Annotated in this window: 14 protein-coding genes; 13 read left to right on the top strand and 1 reads right to left on the bottom strand. The window is 62.5% G+C overall.

Annotated features, from left to right (window positions below):
• The first annotated feature begins 1 nt into the window (after position 1).
• The 11 genes from SFUM_RS00135 (at position 2) to hdrA2 (ending at position 16751) form a co-directional block, all read left to right on the top strand.
• Positions 2-307, top strand: a complete 306-nt coding sequence (locus SFUM_RS00135; RefSeq protein WP_011696898.1) for an MTH1187 family thiamine-binding protein — start codon at positions 2-4, stop codon at positions 305-307.
• Positions 308-334: 27 nt separating this feature from the next.
• Positions 335-571 (top strand): KH domain-containing protein, encoded by a 237-nt coding sequence (locus SFUM_RS00130; RefSeq protein WP_011696897.1) that lies wholly within the window; start codon positions 335-337, stop codon positions 569-571.
• A 179-nt stretch (positions 572-750) separates the two neighbouring features.
• The gene (locus tag SFUM_RS00125) at positions 751-3222 is read left to right on the top strand and encodes a Lon protease family protein (RefSeq protein WP_011696896.1); all 2472 of its coding nucleotides are present in this window, start codon (positions 751-753) and stop codon (positions 3220-3222) included.
• Between the two features lie 953 nt (positions 3223-4175).
• Positions 4176-4949, top strand: coding sequence for a DUF364 domain-containing protein (locus tag SFUM_RS00115; protein ID WP_011696895.1), 774 nt, complete (start codon positions 4176-4178; stop codon positions 4947-4949).
• Positions 4950-5723: 774 nt separating this feature from the next.
• Positions 5724-6005, top strand: a complete 282-nt coding sequence (locus SFUM_RS00105) for a 4Fe-4S dicluster domain-containing protein (RefSeq protein ID WP_011696894.1) — start codon at positions 5724-5726, stop codon at positions 6003-6005.
• Between the two features lie 63 nt (positions 6006-6068).
• Positions 6069-7226 carry a 2-oxoacid:acceptor oxidoreductase subunit alpha gene (locus tag SFUM_RS00100; RefSeq protein ID WP_011696893.1) on the top strand — a complete coding sequence of 386 codons (1158 nt, stop codon included), beginning with the start codon at positions 6069-6071 and terminating at the stop codon, positions 7224-7226.
• 351 nt (positions 7227-7577) lie between these two features.
• Positions 7578-8420 (top strand): 2-oxoacid:ferredoxin oxidoreductase subunit beta, encoded by an 843-nt coding sequence (locus tag SFUM_RS00095; protein ID WP_011696892.1) that lies wholly within the window; start codon positions 7578-7580, stop codon positions 8418-8420.
• A 31-nt stretch (positions 8421-8451) separates the two neighbouring features.
• A complete protein-coding gene (locus SFUM_RS00090; protein WP_011696891.1) occupies positions 8452-9072 on the top strand; it encodes a 2-oxoacid:acceptor oxidoreductase family protein in 621 nt (206 codons plus the stop codon).
• Positions 9072-12422 carry an FAD-dependent oxidoreductase gene (locus SFUM_RS00085; protein ID WP_011696890.1) on the top strand — a complete coding sequence of 1117 codons (3351 nt, stop codon included), beginning with the start codon at positions 9072-9074 and terminating at the stop codon, positions 12420-12422. Before SFUM_RS00090 ends, SFUM_RS00085 begins: the two co-directional genes overlap by 1 nt.
• Positions 12419-14041, top strand: a complete 1623-nt coding sequence (locus SFUM_RS00080; RefSeq protein WP_011696889.1) for a hydrogenase iron-sulfur subunit — start codon at positions 12419-12421, stop codon at positions 14039-14041. The genes SFUM_RS00085 and SFUM_RS00080 overlap by 4 nt, the downstream gene beginning before the upstream one ends.
• 274 nt (positions 14042-14315) lie before the next feature.
• Complete coding sequence (gene hdrA2, locus SFUM_RS00070; RefSeq protein ID WP_083764175.1) at positions 14316-16751, top strand: CoB-CoM heterodisulfide reductase HdrA2; 2436 nt, start codon at positions 14316-14318, stop codon at positions 16749-16751.
• Between the two features lie 196 nt (positions 16752-16947).
• On the opposite strand, the gene SFUM_RS00065 is transcribed toward hdrA2, so the two are convergent.
• Positions 16948-19698, bottom strand: coding sequence for a [protein-PII] uridylyltransferase family protein (locus tag SFUM_RS00065; protein WP_011696888.1), 2751 nt, complete (start codon positions 19696-19698; stop codon positions 16948-16950).
• 232 nt (positions 19699-19930) lie between these two features.
• Between SFUM_RS00065 and kdsB the strand changes: the two genes are divergently transcribed.
• A complete protein-coding gene (gene kdsB / locus SFUM_RS00060) occupies positions 19931-20683 on the top strand; it encodes a 3-deoxy-manno-octulosonate cytidylyltransferase (RefSeq protein ID WP_011696887.1) in 753 nt (250 codons plus the stop codon).
• Positions 20684-21253: 570 nt separating this feature from the next.
• Entirely contained in the window at positions 21254-22429 is a 1176-nt protein-coding gene (gene carA, locus SFUM_RS00055; RefSeq protein WP_011696886.1) for a glutamine-hydrolyzing carbamoyl-phosphate synthase small subunit, read from the top strand.
• Positions 22430-22589 lie beyond the last annotated feature (160 nt).

Below are 22589 nucleotides of genomic sequence, written 5' to 3'. Positions count from 1 at the left end.
GATGGCGGTGGTTGAGGTCAGCATCGTTCCGATCGGGGTGCCGGGCACGAGCCTTAGCACGCACGTGGCAAAGGTCCTCAAAGTGCTCAAGGAAAGCTCGCTTCAGTATGAACTGACGGCAATGGGCACGATCGTGTCGGGGGATCTCGATGAAATCCTGCCGGTTCTGAAGCGAATGCATGAGAGCTGTTTCGGTCCAGAGGTGACTCGGGTGCTGACGCAGATCCGGATTGACGATCGCAGAGATCGGAAGGGCACTCCCGAGCAGAAGATTCGATCCGTCATGGACAAGTTGACCGATCGATAAAACAATCGACCCACCACGGAGGGGGCTGTGGCATTTAAAGATCTCGTTGAATATCTGGTCACATCGCTTGCGGATCACCCGCGGGAAGTGGTTCTTACGGAACGGGAAGAAGACGACACGGTGATACTGGAATTGAAGATCTCCACCGAGGACCTCGGTCGGATCATCGGCAAGAACGGCAACACGATCAACGCTATTCGGACAGTGATTCAGACGGCGGCTTCGAGCACGAAGAAGAAAGTGAAACTGGACGTGCTCAGCTGAAGGAGCGCAACATTCGCCGCGCCGGCGACCGGCTTGCGGCCCGGCAGCGTCGCGGGACGTTGTCGGATGCTTTTGCATGATATGGAATGAGACGTTGGAGGCGGTTCGCGGCGTTTCCGATTGCCGAAAACGGGCCGACGACGACAGGCATATGCATACAATCAGGAGGGAAACACACTATGGCAAGAAAATTCCCGGAACTTTCAGTGAAAGAATTGAGAGCATACATCGAACCGGAAACACTTCCCTTTGAGACGACCGCTTCCCTGGAGGCTCCGGGAGACCGGGTGGTGGGGCAGGAAAGGGCCATCGACGCCATACAGTTCGGTATGGGCATGAAGACGAGCGGCTACAACATCTTCATCGCGGGGCCCGCCAAGGCCGGTCTGACGTTCATGGCGAAATCGTTCATCGAGGAACGGGCGCGCAAGGAACCGACGCCCCCCGACTGGTGTTATGTCTTCAATTTCAAGGAGCAGGACAAACCCAAGTGTCTCAAGGTGACGCCCGGTCGGGGCAAGGCGCTCAAGAAAGACATGAATGAGTTCATCGATACGCTGCAGGCCAAAATCCCCGAAGTTTTCGACAGCGACGATTACCGGGCCAAGGAAAGCGAGGTGCACCAGGCCTTTGAGAAGCAGCGCCGGGAAATCATCGATGAGCTCTCGCAGCAGGCAAAGGACCAGGGGTTCATTCTGCAGTTCTCCCAGGTCGGAATGGTGATCATCCCCGCCAATAAGGAAGGGGAACCCATGACCCAGGAGGATTTGCGGCACCTGGGCGAGGAAGAGCGGTTGGTGCTGCGGGAAAAGAGCGACGAGCTCCACGAAAAGATGAAAGAGGCGATCAAGCACATCCGCGAGGCCGAAGCCGAATTCAAGGATAAACACACGAAATTGGACAATGAGATCGCGCTCTTCGTCGTCGGCCAGCTCATGGATACCTACGAGGAAACGTACAAGGACGACGAACAGGTACTCGAATACCTGAAGATGGTCCAGGAAGACATCCTCGAAAACATCGAGGATTTCAAGAAGAAACCCGAAGCGGCCCAGCAGCAGGGACAGCCCGGCACACCTTTCCCGATGCCCACGCGGGAAACCGCCATGCGCAAGTACGACGTGAATGTCCTCATCGACAATTCGGAAACGGAAGGCGCTCCCGTGGTCATCGAATCCAACCCCGCTTACCCGAACATTTTCGGGTCCATCGAACGGCAGGCGTGGTTCGGAGCGCTGTTCACCGACCATACCATGATCAAGGCGGGAGCGCTTCACAAGGCCAATGGCGGGTATCTCGTCATGAAGGCGCTGGACCTGTTGAAGTGGTTCGTCACCTACGAGGCCCTCAAACGGGCGCTCCGGGACGGTGAGGTCCGGATCGAGGATCTGGGCGAACTGTACGGTATTTTCAGCACCCGCACCATTCGCCCGGAGCCCATCCCGCTCAACGTCAAGATCGTCCTCACCGGCGACCCGTACATCTACCAGTTGCTCTACACCTACGATGACCGCTTCCAGAAGCTGTTCAAGGTCAAGGCCCATATGGACGATCAGATGGACCGCAGCGAGGACAAGCTCCTCCAGTGCGCCGGGATGATCAGCCGCTATTGCGAGGACCACAAACTGCGCCATCTCGACCGGACCGGCGTATCCCGCGTGCTCGAATACAGCGTGGAGCTCACGGAAGACCGCGACAAGCTCACTTTGGAGTTCGGCACCATCGGCGATCTGCTCAAGGAAGCCAATTACTTCGCCGGGATCGAGGACTGCGAATTCGTCAAGCGCGAGCATGTGGAGCAGGCGATCAAGAAACGGATCTACCGCTCCAACCTCATCGAGGAGCGCATGAAGGAGATGATGCTCAAGGACATCTTCTGGGTGGAAACCACGGGCGGCAAGGTCGGCCAGGTGAACGGCCTTTCCGTGCTCATGGCGGGGGATCACGTGTTCGGAAGGCCGAACCGCATCACGTGTTCGGTGTCGGTGGGCCGCGAGGGCATGATTTCCATCGATCGGGAATCCAAGATGAGCGGGCCGACCCACACCAAGGGCCTCATCATCCTGAGCAGCATCCTCAAAGACCGCTTCGCCCACAACAAGCCGATCTCGCTCAACGCGTCCCTGTGTTTCGAGCAGAGCTACGGCATGGTGGACGGCGACAGCGCGTCGAGCACCGAGCTGTACGTGCTCCTGAGCGCCATTGCCGACGTCCCCATCAAGCAGGGAATCGCCGTCACCGGGTCGGTGAGCCAGAAAGGCGAGATTCAGCCCATCGGCGGGGTGAACCACAAGGTCAAGGGATTCTTCGACATCTGCAAACACAAGGGATTGACCGGAAAACAGGGCGTCATGATCCCGTCCAAGAATGTCCGCAACCTGATGCTCGACCAGGAAGTGATCGATGCCGCCAAGGAAGGCAAGTTCCATATCTGGCCGGTTTCGACCATCGAGGAAGGGATCGAGCTCCTCACGGGAATGAAAGCCGGCAAACTGCAGCCGGACGGAACCTACCCCGAGGGCACCCTGTTCCGCAAGGTCGATGACCGCCTCAGAGAGATTGCGGAGATCGTCAAGACCTTCGGAAAGGACTCCGACAACGGCAGAAAGTCCTCCGAGGAGGAGGGCGGCTGCTCCGGCTGCGGAGCCTGATGACGGCTTGCCGGGCACGGGGCCGCGGTCCGCCGCGGGACCGTTCCCGTGCGAACGCGCCCGCTCGACCCCCTGGTACCGGGTTCGTTCAAGTCCGTAACACCGGGCGGGAGGGCATAAAGCCCTCCCCTTGCTACGTCTGACCGGATCATCGGGCAACGTCTGACCGGCACATCGGGCTGTAGGAGCGGGGTTTATTCGCATTCGGCCTCAAGCGGACCTGGAGTGTTCCACATCGGTCTGTAGCAAAGGGCGGGGTTATCCCCGCCCGCGTCATTTCCCGCTAAGTCTGACCGGCTCATCGGTCTGTACAAGGGGAGGGCCCATCCCCGCTTCACCTCCCGCCGGGCGGTTGATGTGCGATCCTTAACGCCCTCGTCATGAAACGGTTTCCATTGGATGAACGAAGCGATGAGCCCGCCGCCGCGGGCTCACTGCTTCTCGCCCCCCCCCAGGGTGAAGAAGAAACCACGCAGGGGACGTCCGCACCCCGTACGGCCTTCCTGCGGAAGGCTCTCGTCCGTCTTCCGATGCGATCACGCTTTCCCCGCTTGATTCCGCGATGATAAAAGAGTAGTTTGTTCGATATACACGACATTTTGTACGGCTCAGAACCCGAGACGACTGGCGCGGACACTCCGGAACCCTCTTGACGGCATGCATCATGACGGCCCATGGCGACTTCGGAGGGCGCCCGGTCCGGGAGGGCAGAAACGGGAACAAAAGAACTACGGCGCAGGAAGAAGCCGGTACCCGCGCGGTCTCGGGCGATCGCTTCCGGATCCTGGCCGACATGTGTCGCAGGAACGGCCCGGCTCCCGCGACCGGGCGCATCTTCGACCATGGGGAGCAATGAGCGCGTTGCCGTTGCGCGCGGGACTCCGGGCATTTCGCCGGCGCCGGGGTGCTCCATGCGTTTGCCGAGTTTTCGATGACGACGGAGGGCTTACTCGATGCAACTGATACGGAATCTCTACGATCACTTTCATGAGAAGGCGCAAAAGACGAAAATCGCATGTCTTTGCGTGGGATTGAGCTACACGGCCGTGATCACCGACGATGGCGGGATGGGGATTGCCTACACCTATGCGGAGGATACGCATTGTTGCAGGATGAACAGGAATTACCGGGATTACGAGGGCGAACGGGCCATCGAATTGCTGGAGGAAATCAGGAGCCCCGATGCCTTGCGACGCAGTATGGGACTCGCCTGCGTCAACGCCATGAACTACCACGATGCGAGCGGATTTCCGGAGGACTCAACGGATCGTCTCTGGATGGATTCGTTTGGCATCGGCTCGGGAACCCGAGTCGCGATGGTGGGCTTCTTCCGGCCTCTCATGAAGCTTTTCAGGGATCGTGGAGCGTTGGTGGAAGCCCTGGACGACTTTCAGGGCATTGGAGATCGGGACAGCTTTTACGGGAAATTGGACGGATGGGCGGAAGTCCTGCTGCTCACCTCGACTTCCATTTTGAATCACACCACGGAAGAGATTCTCGGCCGCATTGCCCCCGAAGTGAAGGTCGTCATGCTGGGACCGAGCACACCCATGGTCGCCGATGCCTTCCGCCACCTGCCCGTCCGGGTGCTGGCGGGAACCGTTCCCGTGGACAAGGAAGCCGTGCTGAGAGCCGTTCGCCATGGGGCCGGCACCCCCGTCATCCATCGGTTCAGCCGCAAGGCCTACGTGACTCTGGCCGATGGGCGGGTGCGTGCGCCTTGTTAGAGCATACCCCCTCCCCCGCTCACCCCGAAAACGACGCCGGCATTTCTCGCCGGACATTCCTCCCGATGGCCCCGGGCCTTGGACCCGGTGTGCCTCCGATTCCGGGCCGGGAAATGCCGGAAGCGATTCCAACACCGCCCGCCATTGGAGGCCATTGCCAAGTCGGTCGGCGGCCGCATCCCGCAACGGCCTCGTGAAGCATTCCACGGCACGGCGACGATCGCTCGGCCGGGGACGGTCACGGCCTCCACGGCTGCTGCACGCTCTCCGACCAGGGAGTCCGCCCTGCGGAGCGAAACCCGGGACGAACGCGCGGGGCCTGCCGAGCCCATTCGCCAATCGAGGCGATGAAGCAAGAAGAAACACGCAAATAGTGACATCCCCCCCGTTTTTCAAATACCTGATCGCCCAATCGATTCGCTTTTGCATGCATTTCGGCTCAAATATTCTCCGATTGATTCGGAGATTCCCGAGGAGGCTCCCATCCCTCGGGAGGTCAAACCCGGATCAGTTTCAGACACCCCCGGAAAATATTTCACTGTATGCCACATTTTTGATCCACGCCGGCATCGAATCCGCTTGACTTGCTCAATCGATCTTTTAGAATACCAGAACTTGCGCGGGAACAGCCTTCCAGCGCGCCTGACAGGGTGTTGCGTTCAAGACGATGCTTTCAATGTGAAAACCTGCATTTTCCGGGCGACCGGACCCGACGCCCATCGGGCGCGACCGCCGGCCGATCCGGGTTTGCCCCGAAAATGAGGACGATCGATCATGAAATATTGGCGAATTCCGCTGGATACCGACCAGATCCAGGTTTCGAAGGGAATCGTGTACATCCTGGAGGAGCGGTGCAAGGGCTGCGGCTTCTGCATCGAATTCTGCCCTCGTGATGTGCTGGAAATGGCCAGGCATTACAATGTGAAAGGCTATCATCCGCCCCGCGTCAAGAAACCGGAGGATTGCGTTAACTGCCATTATTGCGAAACCATATGCCCCGATTTCGCCATTTATTCCGTCGAGGCCCCCGCGGAACCGAAACCATCGGAACTCTAGCCGGCGAGGCTCGCGGATTCACGGCATGACCCCGATTTTGACTTCTGCACGAAGGGTTCGAACATGAAACCTGCGGTACTGACGGGTGAACATTTTTTCACGGGCGACATTGCCTGCGCCGAAGGCGCTTTGGCGGCAGGCTGCCGGTTTTTCGCCGGCTACCCGATCACTCCCGCCACCGAGATCGCGGAACACATGGCCTCCAGGCTGCCGGACGTCGGCGGGACGTTCATCCAGATGGAGGATGAAATCGCGGCCATGGCTGCGGTCCTGGGAGCATCCAACGCCGGCGTGAAGAGCATGACCGCGACTTCCGGTCCCGGCTTCAGCCTGATGATGGAGAACCTCGGATTGGGAATCTGTACCGAAACCCCCTGCGTGGTGGTGAACGTCCAACGGGCGGGTCCTTCCACGGGCCTGCCCACGCTCGGGGCGCAGGGGGACATGATGCAGGCCCGCTGGGGTTCGCACGGTCACTACGAGATCATCGCGCTTGCGCCGGCTTCTCCGCAGGAGATCTTCCACCAGACCATAACGGCGTTCAACCTGAGCGAGACCTACCGCGTCCCCGTGCTCATCATGGCCGACGAGGTGGTCGGGCACCTGAGCGAACGCGTATCGGTCCCCGACGCTCAGGCCATCAAGCTTCGATCCAGGCCTCGGCCCAAGGGCAGAAAAGACCGCTTCAAGCCCTTTCTGCCGGGCCCGGGCGGCGTCGCGCCCATGGCCGTCGCCGGTGAAGGCTACGGCGTCCATGTGACCGGTTTGACCCACGATGAAAGGGGTTACCCGGTCATGACGGCTGAGGCGCACGTGGAGATGATCGACCGATTGACCGCCAAGATCAGGAACAACATGCGGGATATCAGCATGACCGAGCGCTACCGCCTGGAGGATGCGGACATTGCCGTCATCTCGTACGGAGTTTCCTCGAGAAGCAGCATGGCCGCCGTGGACGAAGCGCGCGAAGCGGGAATCAAGGCGGGGCTGCTCCGGCTCGTTACGGTCTGGCCCTTTCCCGAGGAGTTGATCCGGGAGCTGTCGGAGCGTGTACGCAGTTTTGTGACCGTCGAGATCAATCTCGGGCAGATTCACCTCGAGGTGCAGCGCTGCGCCGCGGGCAGGGTTCCGGCGTACCTGGTGGGGCACGCCGGCGGGACGGTTATTCCCCCCGAGCAGGTATTGGAGACTCTGCGCAAAGTGAGCGGGTCCGGATCGTGACGAACGGTTGAAAGCGCGCGGGAAGCCTTCTTTCGTCATCTCCCGCGAACTACGGGAATTTATGAAAACGCTGCGGTCTCCGGCTTTCGCGGAGGCGAGGGTTGCCCTCTCAAACGAAAGGCCATGAACCGGAGGTTCGCCGCAAAGCATTTGGATGCGCCATGCCGGGAAATTTTCCCGCAGGGCCTGGGAATCATCCCCGTCGTTGCCGTGCCGTCGGGAAGGCCGGCTCATCGAGGCCTAACGGATTCCGGCCCCGAGCCGGACGACATTTGGGGCCAAACGTCAGCCACGCGGCCGGGGAAGACGCCTCCCCGGCGGCTTGACCCCCGTTTTGAAACAGGAGGTCCAATGGACAGGACCAGGAAACGAAAAGACCATCCGCTGGACGGTTTGCTGCGCACGGATCGCATCCCGCACATCTGGTGCCCGGGCTGCGGCATCGGCACCGCCTTTTCCGCCTGCCTGGTCGCCATGCAGGCGAGCGGAATCGATCTCAAGAAGACCGCCGTGGTATCGGGAATCGGGTGTTCCGGGCGGGGTGCCGGCTACACCAGGCTCGACTCCTACCACACCACCCACGGGCGGGCCATCCCCTTCGCCACGGGCATGAAGCTGGCCAATCCCGAATTGAACGTGGTGGTGTTCAGCGGCGACGGCGACCTTTTTGCCATCGGGGGTAATCACTTCATCCATGCGGCGCGGCGCAACATCGATCTGACGGTGATCTGCGTCAACAATCTGAACTACGGGATGACCGGCGGCCAGGCTGCGGCGACGACCCCGTGCATGGCCAAGACGACCACGACGCCCTCGGGGAATCCGGAACCGCCGTTCAACCTGCCGCTGTTGGCCTTTGCCGCGGGGGCGACCTACATCGCCCGCTGGACGGTGCTGCACACCCGGGATCTGACGAAGTCGATGGAAGAAGCCCTGACGCGTCACGGGTTCTCTTTCATCGAGGTGCTCGCCCCCTGCCCCACCGGCTACGGGAGGCGCAACCGTGAAAAGCCCCTGGATTCCCTGCGGTTCTACCAGGAACGCACGATCACGAAAAACGGCGCGCATCCCGCCGAAGTCATTCTGGACTACAACCGGGGCATCACCCTGGGCAAGTTCATCGACACCGAGCGGCCCACGTACTCCGATTCGTACGACAAGACGTGCCGACCGGCCTCGTCCGCTTCCATGTAAGCGTGCCCGGAGGCAGGAGGATTTGCGGAATATGACCACAAAGCATGGCAACAGCGTGAAGGCGGCGGTCGCCGTCCGAAAGGAGATTATCATCACCGGTTTCGGCGGTCAGGGAATCGTTCTGGCCGGGCAGATCGTCGGCAAGGCCGCCGGGCTGCGGGACCGCAAGCAGAGCACTCTGACCCAATCCTACGGCCCCGAAGCCCGGGGCGGTGCGTGCAGCGCTCAGGTGATCATCTCCGATCAGGCCATTCACTACCCTTACGTGCGGAAGCCCGACATCCTGATCTGCATGTCCCAGGGCGGTTTCGAAAAGTACGGGGGGCTCCTGGGGGAGAATTCCATCCTGATCGTGGACCAGGACCTGGTCAACCCTCCGGAAGCCCGGTGCGCCGCGTTCTTTTCCATCCCCGCCACCCGGCTGGCCGAAGAGATGGGCAGGAAAATGATGGCCAACATCGTGATGCTCGGGTTTTTCACCGCGGTTGCCGGCGCGATCAGTACGGAGGCCGCCCGACAGACCGTGACGGAATCCGTCCCCAAAGGCACCGAAGAGCTCAACCTTGCCGCGTTCAACAAGGGCTACGACTATGGCGCCGCGGTCCTCAAGGGCCGTCAGAAGAAGGCCGAAGGAAAGAAAGGAGCCCTGTGATGCGAACCGCCAAAGACCGCCTTCACCGGGTTCTGGTCATCGGTGCGACCCCCGCCGGAATCGCCGCCGCCAACAAGCTGGGGGAAATGGGGATTCCCGTGACGCTCATCGATCGCGACCCCGATCTCAATGAAAAGCTGGCCCGCGAGGAGTGGCGGCTCTCCTCGGGGCTGCTGCTCAACTACGCACACCGCCCCGGTTTGCTGCGCATACTGAAGAACCCTCGCATACGGTGCATCCTTCCCGGCGAAGTGCAGTCGATCAAGCACACTCCCCAGGGGTTCTGCGCTCGATACCGCAAGAATCCGACCTTTGTCGATCCGGAGCGCTGCACGCTCTGCGGACGCTGCGCCGAGGTCTGTCCGGCGGCGGCCGGGGACGGGACCAGACCGATCCGGTACAACGGCAGGCAGAGTCTGCCCGGGCGGCCGTTCATCGACAAGCGGCGCAAGCCCCTGTGCCAGGCCAACTGTCCTCTGGGCGTGAATGTCCAGGGCTACGTGGCCCTGATCCGGGTCGGGAGATTCGCCGAGGCCCTGGAGCTCATCCGCCGGGACAATGTCCTGCCGGGCATTTGCGGCCGCGTGTGCACTCACCCCTGTGAGGCGGCCTGCCGTCGAAACGAGTTGGACGCTCCCCTGGCCATCCGTGACCTCAAGCGCTTCGCGGCCGACCACGCCGGAACGGAACCGCAAAGGCCCCTCGTCCCGCAAAGCGCCGGGCGGTCCGAGTCCGTCGCCATAGTGGGCTCCGGCCCCGCGGGGCTGGCGGCGGCGGCGGATCTGGCAAGATGGGGATATCCGGTCACCGTGTTCGAAAAAGAATCCCTGCCCGGAGGCCTCCTGCGCTTCGGCATGGGACCCCATCGCCTGCCGCGCGATATCCTGGACCGCGAAATCGGCGCCATCGAGCGGATGGGCGTTTCCATCCGGACGTCATCGGCCATCGACATGCGGACGGACATTCCCGGGCTTCTTGAAAGCCACGCCGCCGTCATTCTGACCACGGGCGCCTGGACCGACCGGAAGCTGGGGGTTCCCGGCGAAGCACTGGAGCGCGTCGAGGGCTGCCTCGAATTCCTGGGGCGCCTCTACCGGGGGGAAATCGCCGCCCTGCACGAAAGCGTCGCCGTCATCGGGGACGGCAACGCGGCGTTCGATGTAGCCAGGGCATGCGTGAGGCTCGGAGCGAAGGTCACCATCCTGTCCTGGTTCCCCGAAGACCTCATTCCTGCGGACCCCGACGAGGTCATCGCAGCGCGCGAGGAAGGCATCGCCATCGTGGACCGCGCCAAGGTGGTCGAATTCCTCGGCGGCGGCGGCAAACTGAGCGGTCTTCGGTGCGTTGAGACGAAGCCCGGAGAACCGGACGCCAACGGAATCCCCTGGCCGGTTCCGGTCCCGGGCGGCAAATCGTTCGAAGCCGCATTCGACCGGGCCGTCGTGGCCATAGGCCAGGTTGCCGACCGCGAGGGATTCGAAGGCTGCATCGAGCTCACCCGGAGCGGAACTATCCGGACCGATAACGACCGGATGACGAGCCTGGCCGACGTCTACGCGGCAGGGGACGCCGTCACGGGGGCCTCCTCCGTAGTCAGGGCCATGGCCTCGGGCCGTGAAGCGGCCCTGGCCGTTCACTGTCGGCTGAGCGGCGAAGCCCGGCCGCACCATCTCCCGAACCGGCCGGAAGACAGGGACTTCCCGCCTATTGCGCCGGATCTTCCGTCCATCGCGCGGGTCAAGATGCCCGAGCGGCAGCCCATGGCGAGGAAGGACGGATTCGTCGAGGTGGCGCTCGGCCTGGACGAAACCCAGGCCTGTTCGGAAGCGGCCCGCTGCCTTCAGTGCGGGATATGCTCGGAATGTCTCCAGTGCGCCGAATACTGCATCTCCCCCAACACCATCATGCACGACGACCGCGTTTCCGAAGGCGTGGAACACGCGGGAGTCGTCATCATCGCGGACCCGGAGGCGGCGCCCGCGGTGAAGGGCGAAGACGTGCTCCGTGCGTACAGCACCAAGTCCGCCCGCGAAGACGCCCATGCCATGATGATGCGCGGTTTTGCCGCGGCGGCCGAAGCCATGGTCATGGTCGGCGGAGGGGTGCAGCGGTTGAGAGGGCACGGGCTGTCCATCTCGCCGCCCGATCCGCAGCTTTCCGCCGATCTGCGCATCGGCGTGTTCGTCTGCCGGTGCAACGACGCCTACGGGTGGCCGGCGGAGCTGAACCACTATGCCGAAGAGCTCGGTGCGCGGCCCAACGTGGAGGTTCTCGAGGTTATCGCGTCGGCCTGTTCCCCGGAAGGTTCGGCGGCCATCCTGAGGACCATCCGCGAGAAGGGATTGACCCGGATCGTCCTGGCATCCTGCGTCTGCTGCCCGCTCGACTTCATCTGCAGCGCCTGCACGGACCAGCGCGCCCGTCTCAAGAACTCGCTTTTCCACGGCACGGGCGTCACGCGGGCCATGGCCGAAACCTGCAACCTCCGGGGCGAGGTCCTGCGACTCCTGAGAACCGATCCCCAACTTGCCATGAAACGCTTCAAGGGGCTTTTGGACCGGTCCATCGGCCGGGCGAGGAAACTGAAAAGCATGCCGTCTCCCGCCCGCCCGTACAATTTCACGACCGCCGTGATCGGGGACTCGGAGGCGGCTCTCAAGAGCGCGCTGACCCTGGCCCGAACCGGCATGGAAGTGTTCCTGTTCGGGACCGTCGGGGAACCGCTCGCCGAGCAGCTCGATCACCCGAATATCCACAATTTCAGGGGATCCGCCGTGACGAGCCTTCGAGGCACCGTCGGCAATTTCCAGGTCATCGTCGAAACGGATGGATCGTTGCAGGTGTTCCACGTGGGCGCCGTGATCCTGGGAGAGGAATCCCGCAGGAGGGTCCCGTACGTGCCCATGACCGAGCTGCCGCCGCACCCGGTGGAATCGCGCATGCAGAAACGGGGAATGACCGGAACCCCCTATTTTTTCCCCGGTGCCACTTCGATTCCCGGGCTGTTCCTGGCGAATCCTCCCGGGATCAAGCTTTCCGAGAGGATCAAGGGCACCGCGTCCGCCATCCTCGCGGCATCGGTGATGCCTCGCAGTCCGCGGCAGAACAAGGGGTACACGGTTTCCGTCGACGAAAGCCGCTGCCGCGGGTGCGGGCGCTGTCTGCAGGCATGCCCCTACCAGGCGATCAGCTTCCGGAAGAACGGGCTGGGCGGCTCCCATGCCGTGGTCGATGAAGCCCTCTGCAAGGGGTGCGGCAACTGCATCTCCGTCTGCCCCTCCGATGCGGCCGACAGCCCGTATCGCGATCAGCTCTTCCTGGAGCAGATGATCGAGGAGATACTGTCGTGACGTTCACGCGCGACTTCGATGAAACGAGCAGGGGAATGGACGAACTAAAGATCGTACTGTTTGTGTGCAACTGGGGTCCTCACGCGGCTCTTCAGACGCTTCAGGACCAAGACCGCGACATCCCGCACCAGGTGAGGATGATCCGGATCCCGTGCACGGGGCGAATCAGCAAGACCTTGCTGTTCAAAGCCTTCGAACGGGGCGCCGACGGCGTGGCGCTCATCGGGTGCACCCCGGGAACCTGCCGCTACGGCGCGGGCACCTACACCGCGGAACGCAACGTGGAGGGAGCCCGGGGAATCCTCGATCTTCTCGGCCTCGGAAAGGACCGTTTGCGCCTGGCCACCTTTCTCCCCGAGGAAGCCTCGCCCCTGCTCGATTTTCTCAACGACTTCACCGACCAGGTACGGGGCATGGGAAAAAGCCCCGTCACCCCCGTGCCGCTGAAGCAACCCGCGCACGACGGAAGACGCAACACCGCCGAAGTCTTGAAGGCTCACGACGTCTATGCGTGCCAGGACTGCGGGAAATGCTCCTCCGCGTGTCCGATGGCCCTCTCGGGAAGGCCCTATTCCCCCCGCGCCATCGCCAACTCCATCATCGCGGGCTCGGGCAATACGCCGGCCGTGGTAAACGATGTCTGGTCCTGCCTGACCTGCGGCATCTGTTATGACCGGTGCCCTTCCGCCGTCGATTTCCCGGCGTTTATCCGTGAAATGCGCTGCGTCCAGAAGGCGTCCGGGAAGAGCGGGCATGAAGCCCACGAAGGGTTCTTCCAGTCCCTGATGCGGGCGATGACCTCGCCGGACCTGCGCACCCAACACTGGAAATGCCTCCCGGAAGGGATCCGCACGGACCAGCAGAGCAAGACCCTTTTTTTTGGCGGTTGCGCTCCGTATTTCGACGAGTTCTTCCGACGCCATCTCGACGTCCACACGTCGGACATATTGGCCGACAGCCTGCGCCTGCTCAATTTTTTCGACGTGACCCCCGCGCTTCTCCCCGGTGAGCGGTGCTGCGGGCACGACCTGCTCTGGTCCGGGGACCGGGAGAATTTCCTGCGCCTGGCGCGGTTGAACGTGGAGGCCATCGAGAAGATGGGCATCGAGGAGGTCGTGACGGCGTGCCCCGAATGCTACCGGTCGTTCGCGCGCGATTACCCTGAAAACGGCGTCCCGGTGAACTTCCGCGTGACGCACATCTTCGACCTGGCGGAAAAGGAGATCGACAAGGGGGCCGTCGGCTTCGAGGCGCTCGACCGCAGCCTCACCTTCCAGGACCCGTGCCGTTTATCGCGCATGGAGGGTCGTGCGGACCTGCCGCGCAAGCTCATCGACCGGCTGCGGGTCAAAGGTTTTCGCGAGATGCAGGACCGGGGCGTTTCCGCCCTGTGCTGCGGCAACTGTGCGTGGACCGGATGCGACGGCTACACCAAGGCGCTGCAGGTGAAGCGGCTGAGGCAGGCCCGGGCCACCGGGAGCGATCTGCTGGTGACGGCCTGCCCCAAGTGCCAGATCCACCTGCGCTGCGCAATGGAAGACCCCCTGCTCGGGAAGGAGATCGGGATGGACTTGATGGACCTGACCAGCGTGATCGCCAGGACCATCCGTTGGGAGTAGGCGGTGTCCGGGAGCTTGCATCCGGCGGGTTGCGCATCGCGTGCGCCGGCCCGGTTGACGCGCGGCCGGTGCCTTGTGGGTCGGCGGATCGATTCCGTCGACCAGGACGAGGCGGAATCCGACCTTGCCGCGACTTTCGGGACAAACCCCGGCACCCCTTGACGGGCGGGAATGACCATTGCCCGATCGGGTGCGGCGAAACCCCGATCGTTTCGGGTTGGGAACCCGCCCAAAACAACAAAACGACAAACGCTCATTCGGAAGAGATTCGAACATGGGAAAAACGAACGGTCTGACAGCTCAGCCCCGCATTGGAGTTTACGTCTGCCACTGCGGGCTCAATATCGGCCGAACCGTGGACTGCGGGGCTGTGGCGCAAGCGGCTTCCGTCCTCGAGGACGTGGTGGTCGCCAGGGACATCCCCTATGCCTGTTCCGAACCCGGCCAGCAGGGTATCAAGGAGGACATCTCCGAACACCGGCTGGATCGCGTCGTGGTGGCTTCCTGTTCCCCCCGCCTGCACGAGCCGACTTTCCGGCAGATGGTGAACGCGGCGGGCATCAACCCCTATCTCATGGAAATGGCCAACTTGAGGGAGCACTGCAGCTGGGTTCACATGAACGATCCGGTCGCCGCCACCGAGAAGGCCGTCGATCTCACGAAAATGGCGGTGGCCCGGGTTCGCGGCCTGCGCCCTCTCGAACCCGTCAGGCTGCCCCTCAACAAGAAGACCCTGGTGATCGGCGGCGGCATCGCGGGCATTCAGGCCGCCCTGGACCTGGCGGACAACGGCTACGACGTCGTGCTGGTGGAACGAAAGCCGTCCATCGGCGGCACCATGGCCAAGCTGGACAAGACGTTCCCGACCATGGACTGCTCCATTTGAATTCTCGGTCCGAAAATGACGGATGCCGGGCGGCATCCCCGCATTAAGCTTCACACACTGAGCGAAGTGGTGGACGTCAAGGGTTACGTCGGAAATTTCGAAGTCAAGATCCTCAAGAAGGCCAGGTACGTTTCCGAAAAGGAATGCACCGCCTGCGGCGAATGCGCGAAGGTCTGCCCGGTGGTGCGCCCGGACGAGTTCAACCTGGGGCTGTCCTCGCGCAAGGCCGTCTATTCGCCTTTTCCGCAGGCCGTCCCTTCGGCCTACGTGATCAACGTGAACGAATGTCTCGGGCACAACCCCGCCGTGTGCGCCAAGTGCGTCGAGGCATGCGACAAAAAGTGCATCAACTTCCACATGTCCGACGAGGAAATCCTGGAGAATGTGGGGTCCGTGGTCGTGGCGACGGGCATGGAACCCTACGATCCCACGGAATTGGACGAATACGGGTACACCCGGTTTGAAAACGTGCTGACGAGTCTCGAGTTCGAGCGGCTCGTCAACGCGGGGGGACCGACGCGCGGAGAGCTGGTCCGCCCCACCGACCGCAAACACCCGCGTTCCATCGGGTTCGTGCAGTGCGTCGGCTCCCGTTCGGCGCGCAAGGGAAGCTCCTACTGCTCCAATGTCTGCTGCATGAACACCGTGAAGAGCACCCTGGTCTTGAAGGAACATTACCCGGATGTCGACGTGAAGGTTTTCTACATCGACATCCGCGCCTTCGGAAAGGGGTTCGAGGACCTCTACACGCGCAGCCGGCGCCTCGGCGTCCATTATGTTCGAGGGCTGCCGGGAACGGTGGAGGAAAAAGAGGATGGGAGCCTTCGCGTGGCGGTGGAGAATACCGCCACGGGCACGGTGGAATTCCACGACCTCGACATGCTGGTGCTGGCCATCGGCATGAAGCCCTCCAAGACGGTCCGGAAGCTCCAGGAGATGCTCGGCCTGCAGCTCACCTCGGACGGTTTTTTTCTCGAAGCCCATCCCAAGCTCCAGCCGGTGGACGCGGCCACGCGCGGGTTTTTCTACGCGGGCTGCGCCGAAGGCCCCAAGGATATCAAGGAAAGCGTGACCCAGGCGTCCGCCGCGGCGGCCAGAGCGATCCGCCTCATGCACAAGGGAGAAATCCTTACCGAACCGATCACTTCCGAGGTGATCCCGGAGCATTGCAAGGCGTGCGGCCGTTGCGCCGAGGTCTGCCCTTACAACGCCGTCACCGTGGACACGAAGAAAAAGACCCCCGCAGTAGTGAACACAGCGGCGTGCGCCGGGTGCGGCACGTGTGCCGCCGAATGCCCTTTCGGCGCCATTACCATGCACCACTTCACGGACGTTCAGATCCTGGGCCAGATCGACACGCTGCTCGCGGATCGCCCCCGGGACAAGATCCTCGCCTTCGCGTGCAACTGGTGTTCCTATGCCGGCGCGGACTACGCGGGAGTCTCGCGGCTGCAGTATCCGCCCAACGTCCGGCTGATCCGCACCATGTGTTCGGGCCGCGTGGACGAGTCCTTCATCTGGCACGGGTTTGCCCTCGGCGCCCCGGTGATCCTCGTGAGCGGCTGTCACATCGGGGACTGCCACTACATCAGCGCCAACCACTGGACCGAAAAACGGGTGGCGAAGGTGAGAAGGAAGATGGAGAAGCTGGGAATCCGGCCCGACCGGCTCCAGCTCGAATGGATCAGCGCGGCCGAAGGCATCCGGTTCTCGAACGTGATGCTGAACCTCGAGAAGATGCGCCGCGAGGTGACCCCCGAAGAGATCGACGAAACGATCCGCATCCTGGCCGAGGCCGGCAACGGGAAGAAGAAACCCTCATAATACAATTTTGCGTTGAAGATGAGTGCATTGGGCGGGAGGGCATAAAGCCCTCCCCTTGTATGTCTGACGGGCACATCGGTCCGTAGCAAGGGGCGGGGTTTATCCCGCCCGCGTCACCTCCCGACGGTCAGGTGTTGTGTCATCTTGAACGGACCTCGGTATAAGGGCTATTCCGACGGCCGTTCGCGCCCTCCTGTTACAGATCGGGGCAGAATTCCTGCAGGGCCGCCCTGATGATCCGCCTGTATTTGAGGATATCCTCCCAGGTCTCGATGGTGGTGCCCACGTGGGCGGGAGGCCAGAGCCCGAGCCCCTTGAGCCCCTCGAACTGCTCCGGGGTGATTTTCGCCCCGCTCTGGTTGAGGTGCAGCCGCAACCGGTGGTCCAGCGCCCGGATGGCCTCGAATGCGGCGCGAATCTCCCGGCTGTGGCCCGCGGACTCCGTGATTTCCTCGAGGAAATCCTGAATCGCCGCGCGCACCGACCGTACGCGGATGAGCGGGTTGTCGTAGCCTTTGACCAGGAGGTTGCCCTGGATGAGAAATTCGAGGTCCACGAGCCCGCCCGCTCCGAGCTTCAGGTCGAGGCGATCGGCCTTCTCGTCGCTGCGCTCGCGCTGCATGCGCCCCCGGAGGTGACACAGTCTCCGCCATACATCCTCGGGCCTGTTTTCACGATAGCAGATTTCCAGTGCCTTGTCTTCGAGCCAGAGGCCGAGCTGGCGGTCTCCGGCGATCTGGCGCAGGCGCAGAAGCGCCTGGAGCTCCCACAGGTCGGCCTGTTCCGAATAGTATTCGAGCCACGAGTTCTGCGTGACGATGAGCGGACCGTACGATCCGGTGGGACGCAACCGGGCGTCCACCGCATACCCGGGACCGTCCTGAAGGGGCGTGCTCAGCATCCGCATGAATCGTTGGATCAGTCGCACGACGTCGCCGGGCACCTGGTCTTCAAGCTCCCCGGGTCTCGGCTGGTAGACGAAAACCAGGTCCATGTCGGAGAGGTAGCTCATCTCCCGGCTGCCCAGCCGGCCGAGTCCCAGCACGGCGAGCGGCAGGTCGGGAGCCAGGCCCAGGCTCGCCTTGATGTGCTCGTAAGTGTACCGAGCGACGAAGTCGGCAAGATCGCTCAACTGCCGCTCCAGGGCCGCCGGGCCGAAATCTCCGCGCAGGTCCGCCAAAGCCAGGGTCACGGTGCGCTCATTTTTCAAGCGACGAATCCATTCCAGCCCCTCCTCGTACCCGGTGACGGTTTCGAGGAGCCGCGAAGCGGCCTCGGCCCAGGATTTCGAATCGGGACAGCGCTCCTCCCCGAGCGCGATGCCTTCCGCAAGCCCGGGATGATGGGCCAGCAGATCGGCCAGCATTTCGGTTCGGGCGATCCCTTCACACAATCCCTGCAGCCACGGCCCAGAAGCGTTGAAAATCTGTTTCAGACCGGGCCGCCTGGAGACCTGGCTGAAATAGCGCTCCGTCCGAAGCAGGACTTTCTCGGAAAGCTCCCTGCTCCGAACCAGGGGATAGCGCTTGACGACGTCGAGAACGGTCTGGCGCACGCCCGGCGGAAAATCCTGGAGCATTCCCAGGAGACGATGCATGGAGTCCCCGTTGACGGGGCCGGAGCCATCGTCTTCGGCCTCGTGCCGGGCGTCGCGTTCGTCGGCGTTCCGTCCCGCGGGCGCGGTGTCCCCCGCGGGAGCATGGAAAAGCCCCATGAAATGACCGTGAACGATTTCGGCGCACGTTCGAAGCTTGTCGTTGAAAGCCTTCTCGCTGCCGCCCAGACCGAGCGCCGAAGCGAGTCTGGCCATGGCTTCCTCCGACTGCGGCAGTTTCTGCGTCTGACGATTCTGATCCAGTTGCACCCAGTGCTCCACCCGCCGCAGAAAGACGTAGGCCTCCCGAAGCTCCTCCACGGTTTGCGCGGGCAGCAGGCTCAGCTCGTTCAGGACCTGGAGGCACCGCAGGGTATTGGGTTCGTCCAGCTCGGGATAGCGGCCGCCGTAGATGAGCTGCAGGGACTGCACCAGGAACTCGATTTCCCGTATCCCCCCGATTCCCAGTTTCACGTTGTATTGCCGGGCGCCTTTCCCCAGTTGCAGCGCCTCGGCGAGAATGCGGTCGCGCATGGACCGCAGCTCGTCCAGGGCCTGGAAGTCCAGGAAGCGCCTGAAAACGAAGGGCCTGATCTGCTGGAGAAACGACATTCCCGATGATCTTCCACCGGCCACGGGTCGCGCCTTGAGCAGCATCTGCCGCTCCCAGGGGCGCCCGTGAAGGAGATAATGCTCGGCAGCGGCATCCAGCGACGGAATCAGGAGGCCATCCTTGCCCTGAGGCCTCAACCGCACGTCGACGACGAAAACGCGATCGCCTTTCACGCGGTCTCCCATGAGGCGGGAGAGCCAATGGCAGAGCCTGTCGAGGAGCATCGAAGCGGCGTGCGACGGAATGGGATCTCCATTCCTCGGGTGGCTCAGAAAAATCAGATCCACGTCCGAAACGTAGTTGAGCTCCTGCCCGCCGAGCTTGCCCAGCCCCATGACCACGGTTTCATACGCCTCCCTGACCTCGGGCCATCGCTCGACCTCCCCCGCTCCGGCCCACCACTCCGGATGATCGGACAGGACTTCGAGCCCCACCTGCAAAGACACACCGGCCAGGTCGCTCAACTGCGACGTGGTCTCGGCAAGGTCGGAGAGTCCCAGCAGGTCCCTGCCCCCGATACGCAGGAAGTGACGTTGCTTGAACTCTCGAAACCGCTCGGCAAGCTCGACGAAGGAGTGCGCATCGCGGGTCGTCTGCCGCAGATCGCTGTACAGGCCGGTCAAAGGGTAGCGCCGGTAGAGGTGTTTGCGGAGCCGCAGCCAGTCGGCAAAGTCGGGCCGTGTGCGCAACAGTATGGTCAAGTACTGTGAAGACTGCCTGATGCGTTCGAATTCATCCATTCGCGCGGAGACCTTTTCTCTGTGAATAACTGTCCATACAGGCGACCAAAAGAACCCTGGATAGCATTTTTTACCTTATCATAGTATATGTTTCGCAAAAAGATCGGCGGCCGGCGGAGGGAGCTCCCACTCATCCGGCGGTTCCCCCGCAATGGGGAAGGGATCGAAAGGAACGTCCGGCGGGCTCACGGCTCCGCCCCGGCGCGGGGCAATCGGCCTGGAGGCGAAATTCATGCGCATTGTGGGTATCATCCCGGCGAGATACCAATCCAGCCGGTTTCCGGGAAAACCTTTGGTCGATATTCTCGGCAAGCCGATGATCCGGCACGTCTACGAACGTTCGGCTCGGGCCGGATGCCTGGACCGGCTGATCGTGGCGACCGACGACGCGCGCATCGCCGCCGCGGTGGCGGGCTTTGGCGGCGAGGCCCTGCTCACCCGTGCGGATCACGCCAGCGGAACGGACCGACTGGCTGAAGCCGCCCGCCTGTTGGAGCTCGACGGCGCGGACATCGTGGTGAATATCCAGGGAGACGAACCGCTCGTCAATCACCGCATGATCGAGGCCCTGGTCGAGGCGCTGCAATGTGACCGGCACTGTCCCATGGCCACGCTCGCCTTTCCCTCGGAATCCCTTCAGGACTACAACAACCCCAACGTGGTCAAGGTCGTCCTGGACCGCGGCCTGCGGGCGCTCTACTTTTCGCGCGCTCCGATCCCCTTTGTCCGCGACGGAGCCGCCGATGCTCCCGCGTTCTTGAAACACCTGGGGTTTTACGCCTACAGCGCCTCCTTTCTGCAGACCTTCTCCCGCCTTCCTCCCGGGAGGCTGGAAGGACTGGAAAAGCTGGAACAACTGCGCGCCCTGGAACACGGCTACGGGATCCGGGTCGCCCTGTCCCCCGTCGACACCCGCGGAGTCGACACCCCAGAGGATCTCGAAGCAGTCGTCCCCGTGCTCGCGCAGGACGCAGTCGGCGCCTAGGACCCCTCACGACCGGAATCAGGCGGGCCCGGGCGCCGGGGGGCGCTCGGTCGGGATCATGCGTGCAACGGCAACAACCAGGATCGGGCCTGGGGCATGCGCGCATTGAGTGTCCCGCCGGCCGCGCCCCGCGGATCGGCCGTCCCGCCTCCCCGGCCGGCCGTGACCATGCCCCGGGCATCTGCGATTCGCAAGGCATGTCGCGTCGCATCCGTTTGTCCGGCTGTGACTTGCAGTAATTGGACAAATGACGATAATGCAGGCTTGAACGGCAGATGGTGGTTGCCATCCGTCGATTTATCGTTAAAATTGATCGGTTTAGTACCGCTTGGGGCGACCTGGCCGACACGGCGGGAACGCATCGGCGATCGGTTTGCGGATGGGGTTTGCCGGGAAAATGAGGGAGACTCCGGTTTGCGCTCGTCCCGGACCGGTATTCAACATCCGCCCTAACCTCTCGGCCTTTGTCCCCGAAGGGGTCCCGGTTGCTCGAACATCTCGCGGGTCCTTGCCCGGGCAGCCGAAAAAGGGGCTCGGGCCGCGTGGAAACGGCGACATCGAGGAAAATTCATGACATCTCCATGGAAAAGAAACAGTGCCCTGCTGCTGCTTGAGGACGGCACCGTGTTTCGAGGCTACGCTTTTGCCGGCGGCGGAAGAGCGCTGGGCGAGGTGGTTTTCAACACCAGCATGACCGGCTACCAGGAAGTGCTCACCGATCCCTCCTACAAGGGTCAGATGGTGACGATGACCTATCCCTTGACCGGCGCGTACGGGATCAACGACGAGGACATGGAATCCGCCGCCGTCCAGGTCGAGGCTTTCATCGTAAAGGAGTACCAGGAATTTCCGAGCAACTGGAGGAGCAATCGAAGCCTTGCCGATTTTCTCAACGAATACAATAAGATCGGGATAGAAGGCATCGACACTCGGGCCTTGACGCGACACATTCGCATGGGTGGGGCCATGCGCGGGATCATCGCCACGGACACCGACAACGTGAAGGAACTGATGGAAGAGGTGCAGGCGTACCCGGGGCTGAACGGAATCGACCTGGTCAAAACGGTCACCTGCTCGAAGCCCTACCTCTGGCGCACGGGCGTAAAACCCGGCACCCTGGAGCCGAAATGGCCGGAAAACCGGCCGGAGCTGAGGGTGGCCGCCATCGACTGCGGCGTGAAGTACAACATCCTGCGCAAGCTGGAAGCGTCGGGGTGCCAGGTCATGGTGTTTCCGGCACACGTTTCCGCGCGGGAAATCGCCGCCTGCAAACCGGACGGCGTTTTTTTGTCCAACGGTCCCGGGGACCCCTCGGCCGTCGGCTACGTCATCGAAACGGTTCGGAGTCTTCTGGGAGAAAAGCCGGTCTTCGGCATCTGCCTGGGTCACCAGATGATGGGCCTGGCCCTCGGGGGACGGACCTTCAAATTGAAATTCGGCCACCGCGGCGGCAATCAACCGGTCAAAGACGTCACGACGGGCAAGGTCGAGATCACTTCTCAAAATCACGGCTACTGCGTGGACATCGATTCGCTCGGAAACGTCCCGGTCAAGCTCACGCACGTGAACCTCAACGACAACACCCTGGAGGGCATGGAACACCTGGAAATCCCGGCATTCAGCGTTCAGTATCACCCCGAAGCGTCGCCCGGGCCTCATGACGCTTCCTACCTGTTCGACCGTTTTGTTCGACTCATGCAAGGACCCGAACGCGGGCACGGCGCATCGGCACCCAGAGGCCGCTGAGGATCGCCGCTTCGGGGTTTTTCCGCGCAAACCCCTTGACTTCAGGCATCCACGACTGGTGACGGATTGACCGAAAATGACAACGGACATCTTTGAGTTCAGACCGAGAACTGCGTGCGTTCCGCGCGATCGCTTCATTAGAGCGGCTTACAGGGCAACC

Origin of the sequence: Syntrophobacter fumaroxidans MPOB (genome assembly GCF_000014965.1) — a bacterium.
GTDB classification, from domain to species: Bacteria; Desulfobacterota; Syntrophobacteria; order Syntrophobacterales; family Syntrophobacteraceae; genus Syntrophobacter; species Syntrophobacter fumaroxidans.
This window is presented reverse-complemented; position numbering and strand designations above follow the sequence as displayed.

Bases quoted from the DNA above. Each gene is read 5' to 3' on its own strand.
- SFUM_RS00085 (WP_011696890.1), top strand. From the start codon at position 9,072: ATGCGAACCGCCAAAGACCGCCTTCACCGGGTTCTGGTCATCGGTGCG.
- carA (WP_011696886.1), top strand. From the start codon at position 21,254: ATGACATCTCCATGGAAAAGAAACAGTGCCCTGCTGCTGCTTGAGGAC.
- SFUM_RS00125 (WP_011696896.1), top strand. From the start codon at position 751: ATGGCAAGAAAATTCCCGGAACTTTCAGTGAAAGAATTGAGAGCATAC.
- SFUM_RS00095 (WP_011696892.1), top strand. From the start codon at position 7,578: ATGGACAGGACCAGGAAACGAAAAGACCATCCGCTGGACGGTTTGCTG.
- SFUM_RS00135 (WP_011696898.1), top strand. From the start codon at position 2: ATGGCGGTGGTTGAGGTCAGCATCGTTCCGATCGGGGTGCCGGGCACG.
- SFUM_RS00090 (WP_011696891.1), top strand. From the start codon at position 8,452: ATGACCACAAAGCATGGCAACAGCGTGAAGGCGGCGGTCGCCGTCCGA.
- SFUM_RS00115 (WP_011696895.1), top strand. From the start codon at position 4,176: ATGCAACTGATACGGAATCTCTACGATCACTTTCATGAGAAGGCGCAA.
- SFUM_RS00065 (WP_011696888.1), bottom strand. From the start codon at position 19,698: ATGGATGAATTCGAACGCATCAGGCAGTCTTCACAGTACTTGACCATA.
- kdsB (WP_011696887.1), top strand. From the start codon at position 19,931: ATGCGCATTGTGGGTATCATCCCGGCGAGATACCAATCCAGCCGGTTT.
- SFUM_RS00105 (WP_011696894.1), top strand. From the start codon at position 5,724: ATGAAATATTGGCGAATTCCGCTGGATACCGACCAGATCCAGGTTTCG.
- SFUM_RS00100 (WP_011696893.1), top strand. From the start codon at position 6,069: ATGAAACCTGCGGTACTGACGGGTGAACATTTTTTCACGGGCGACATT.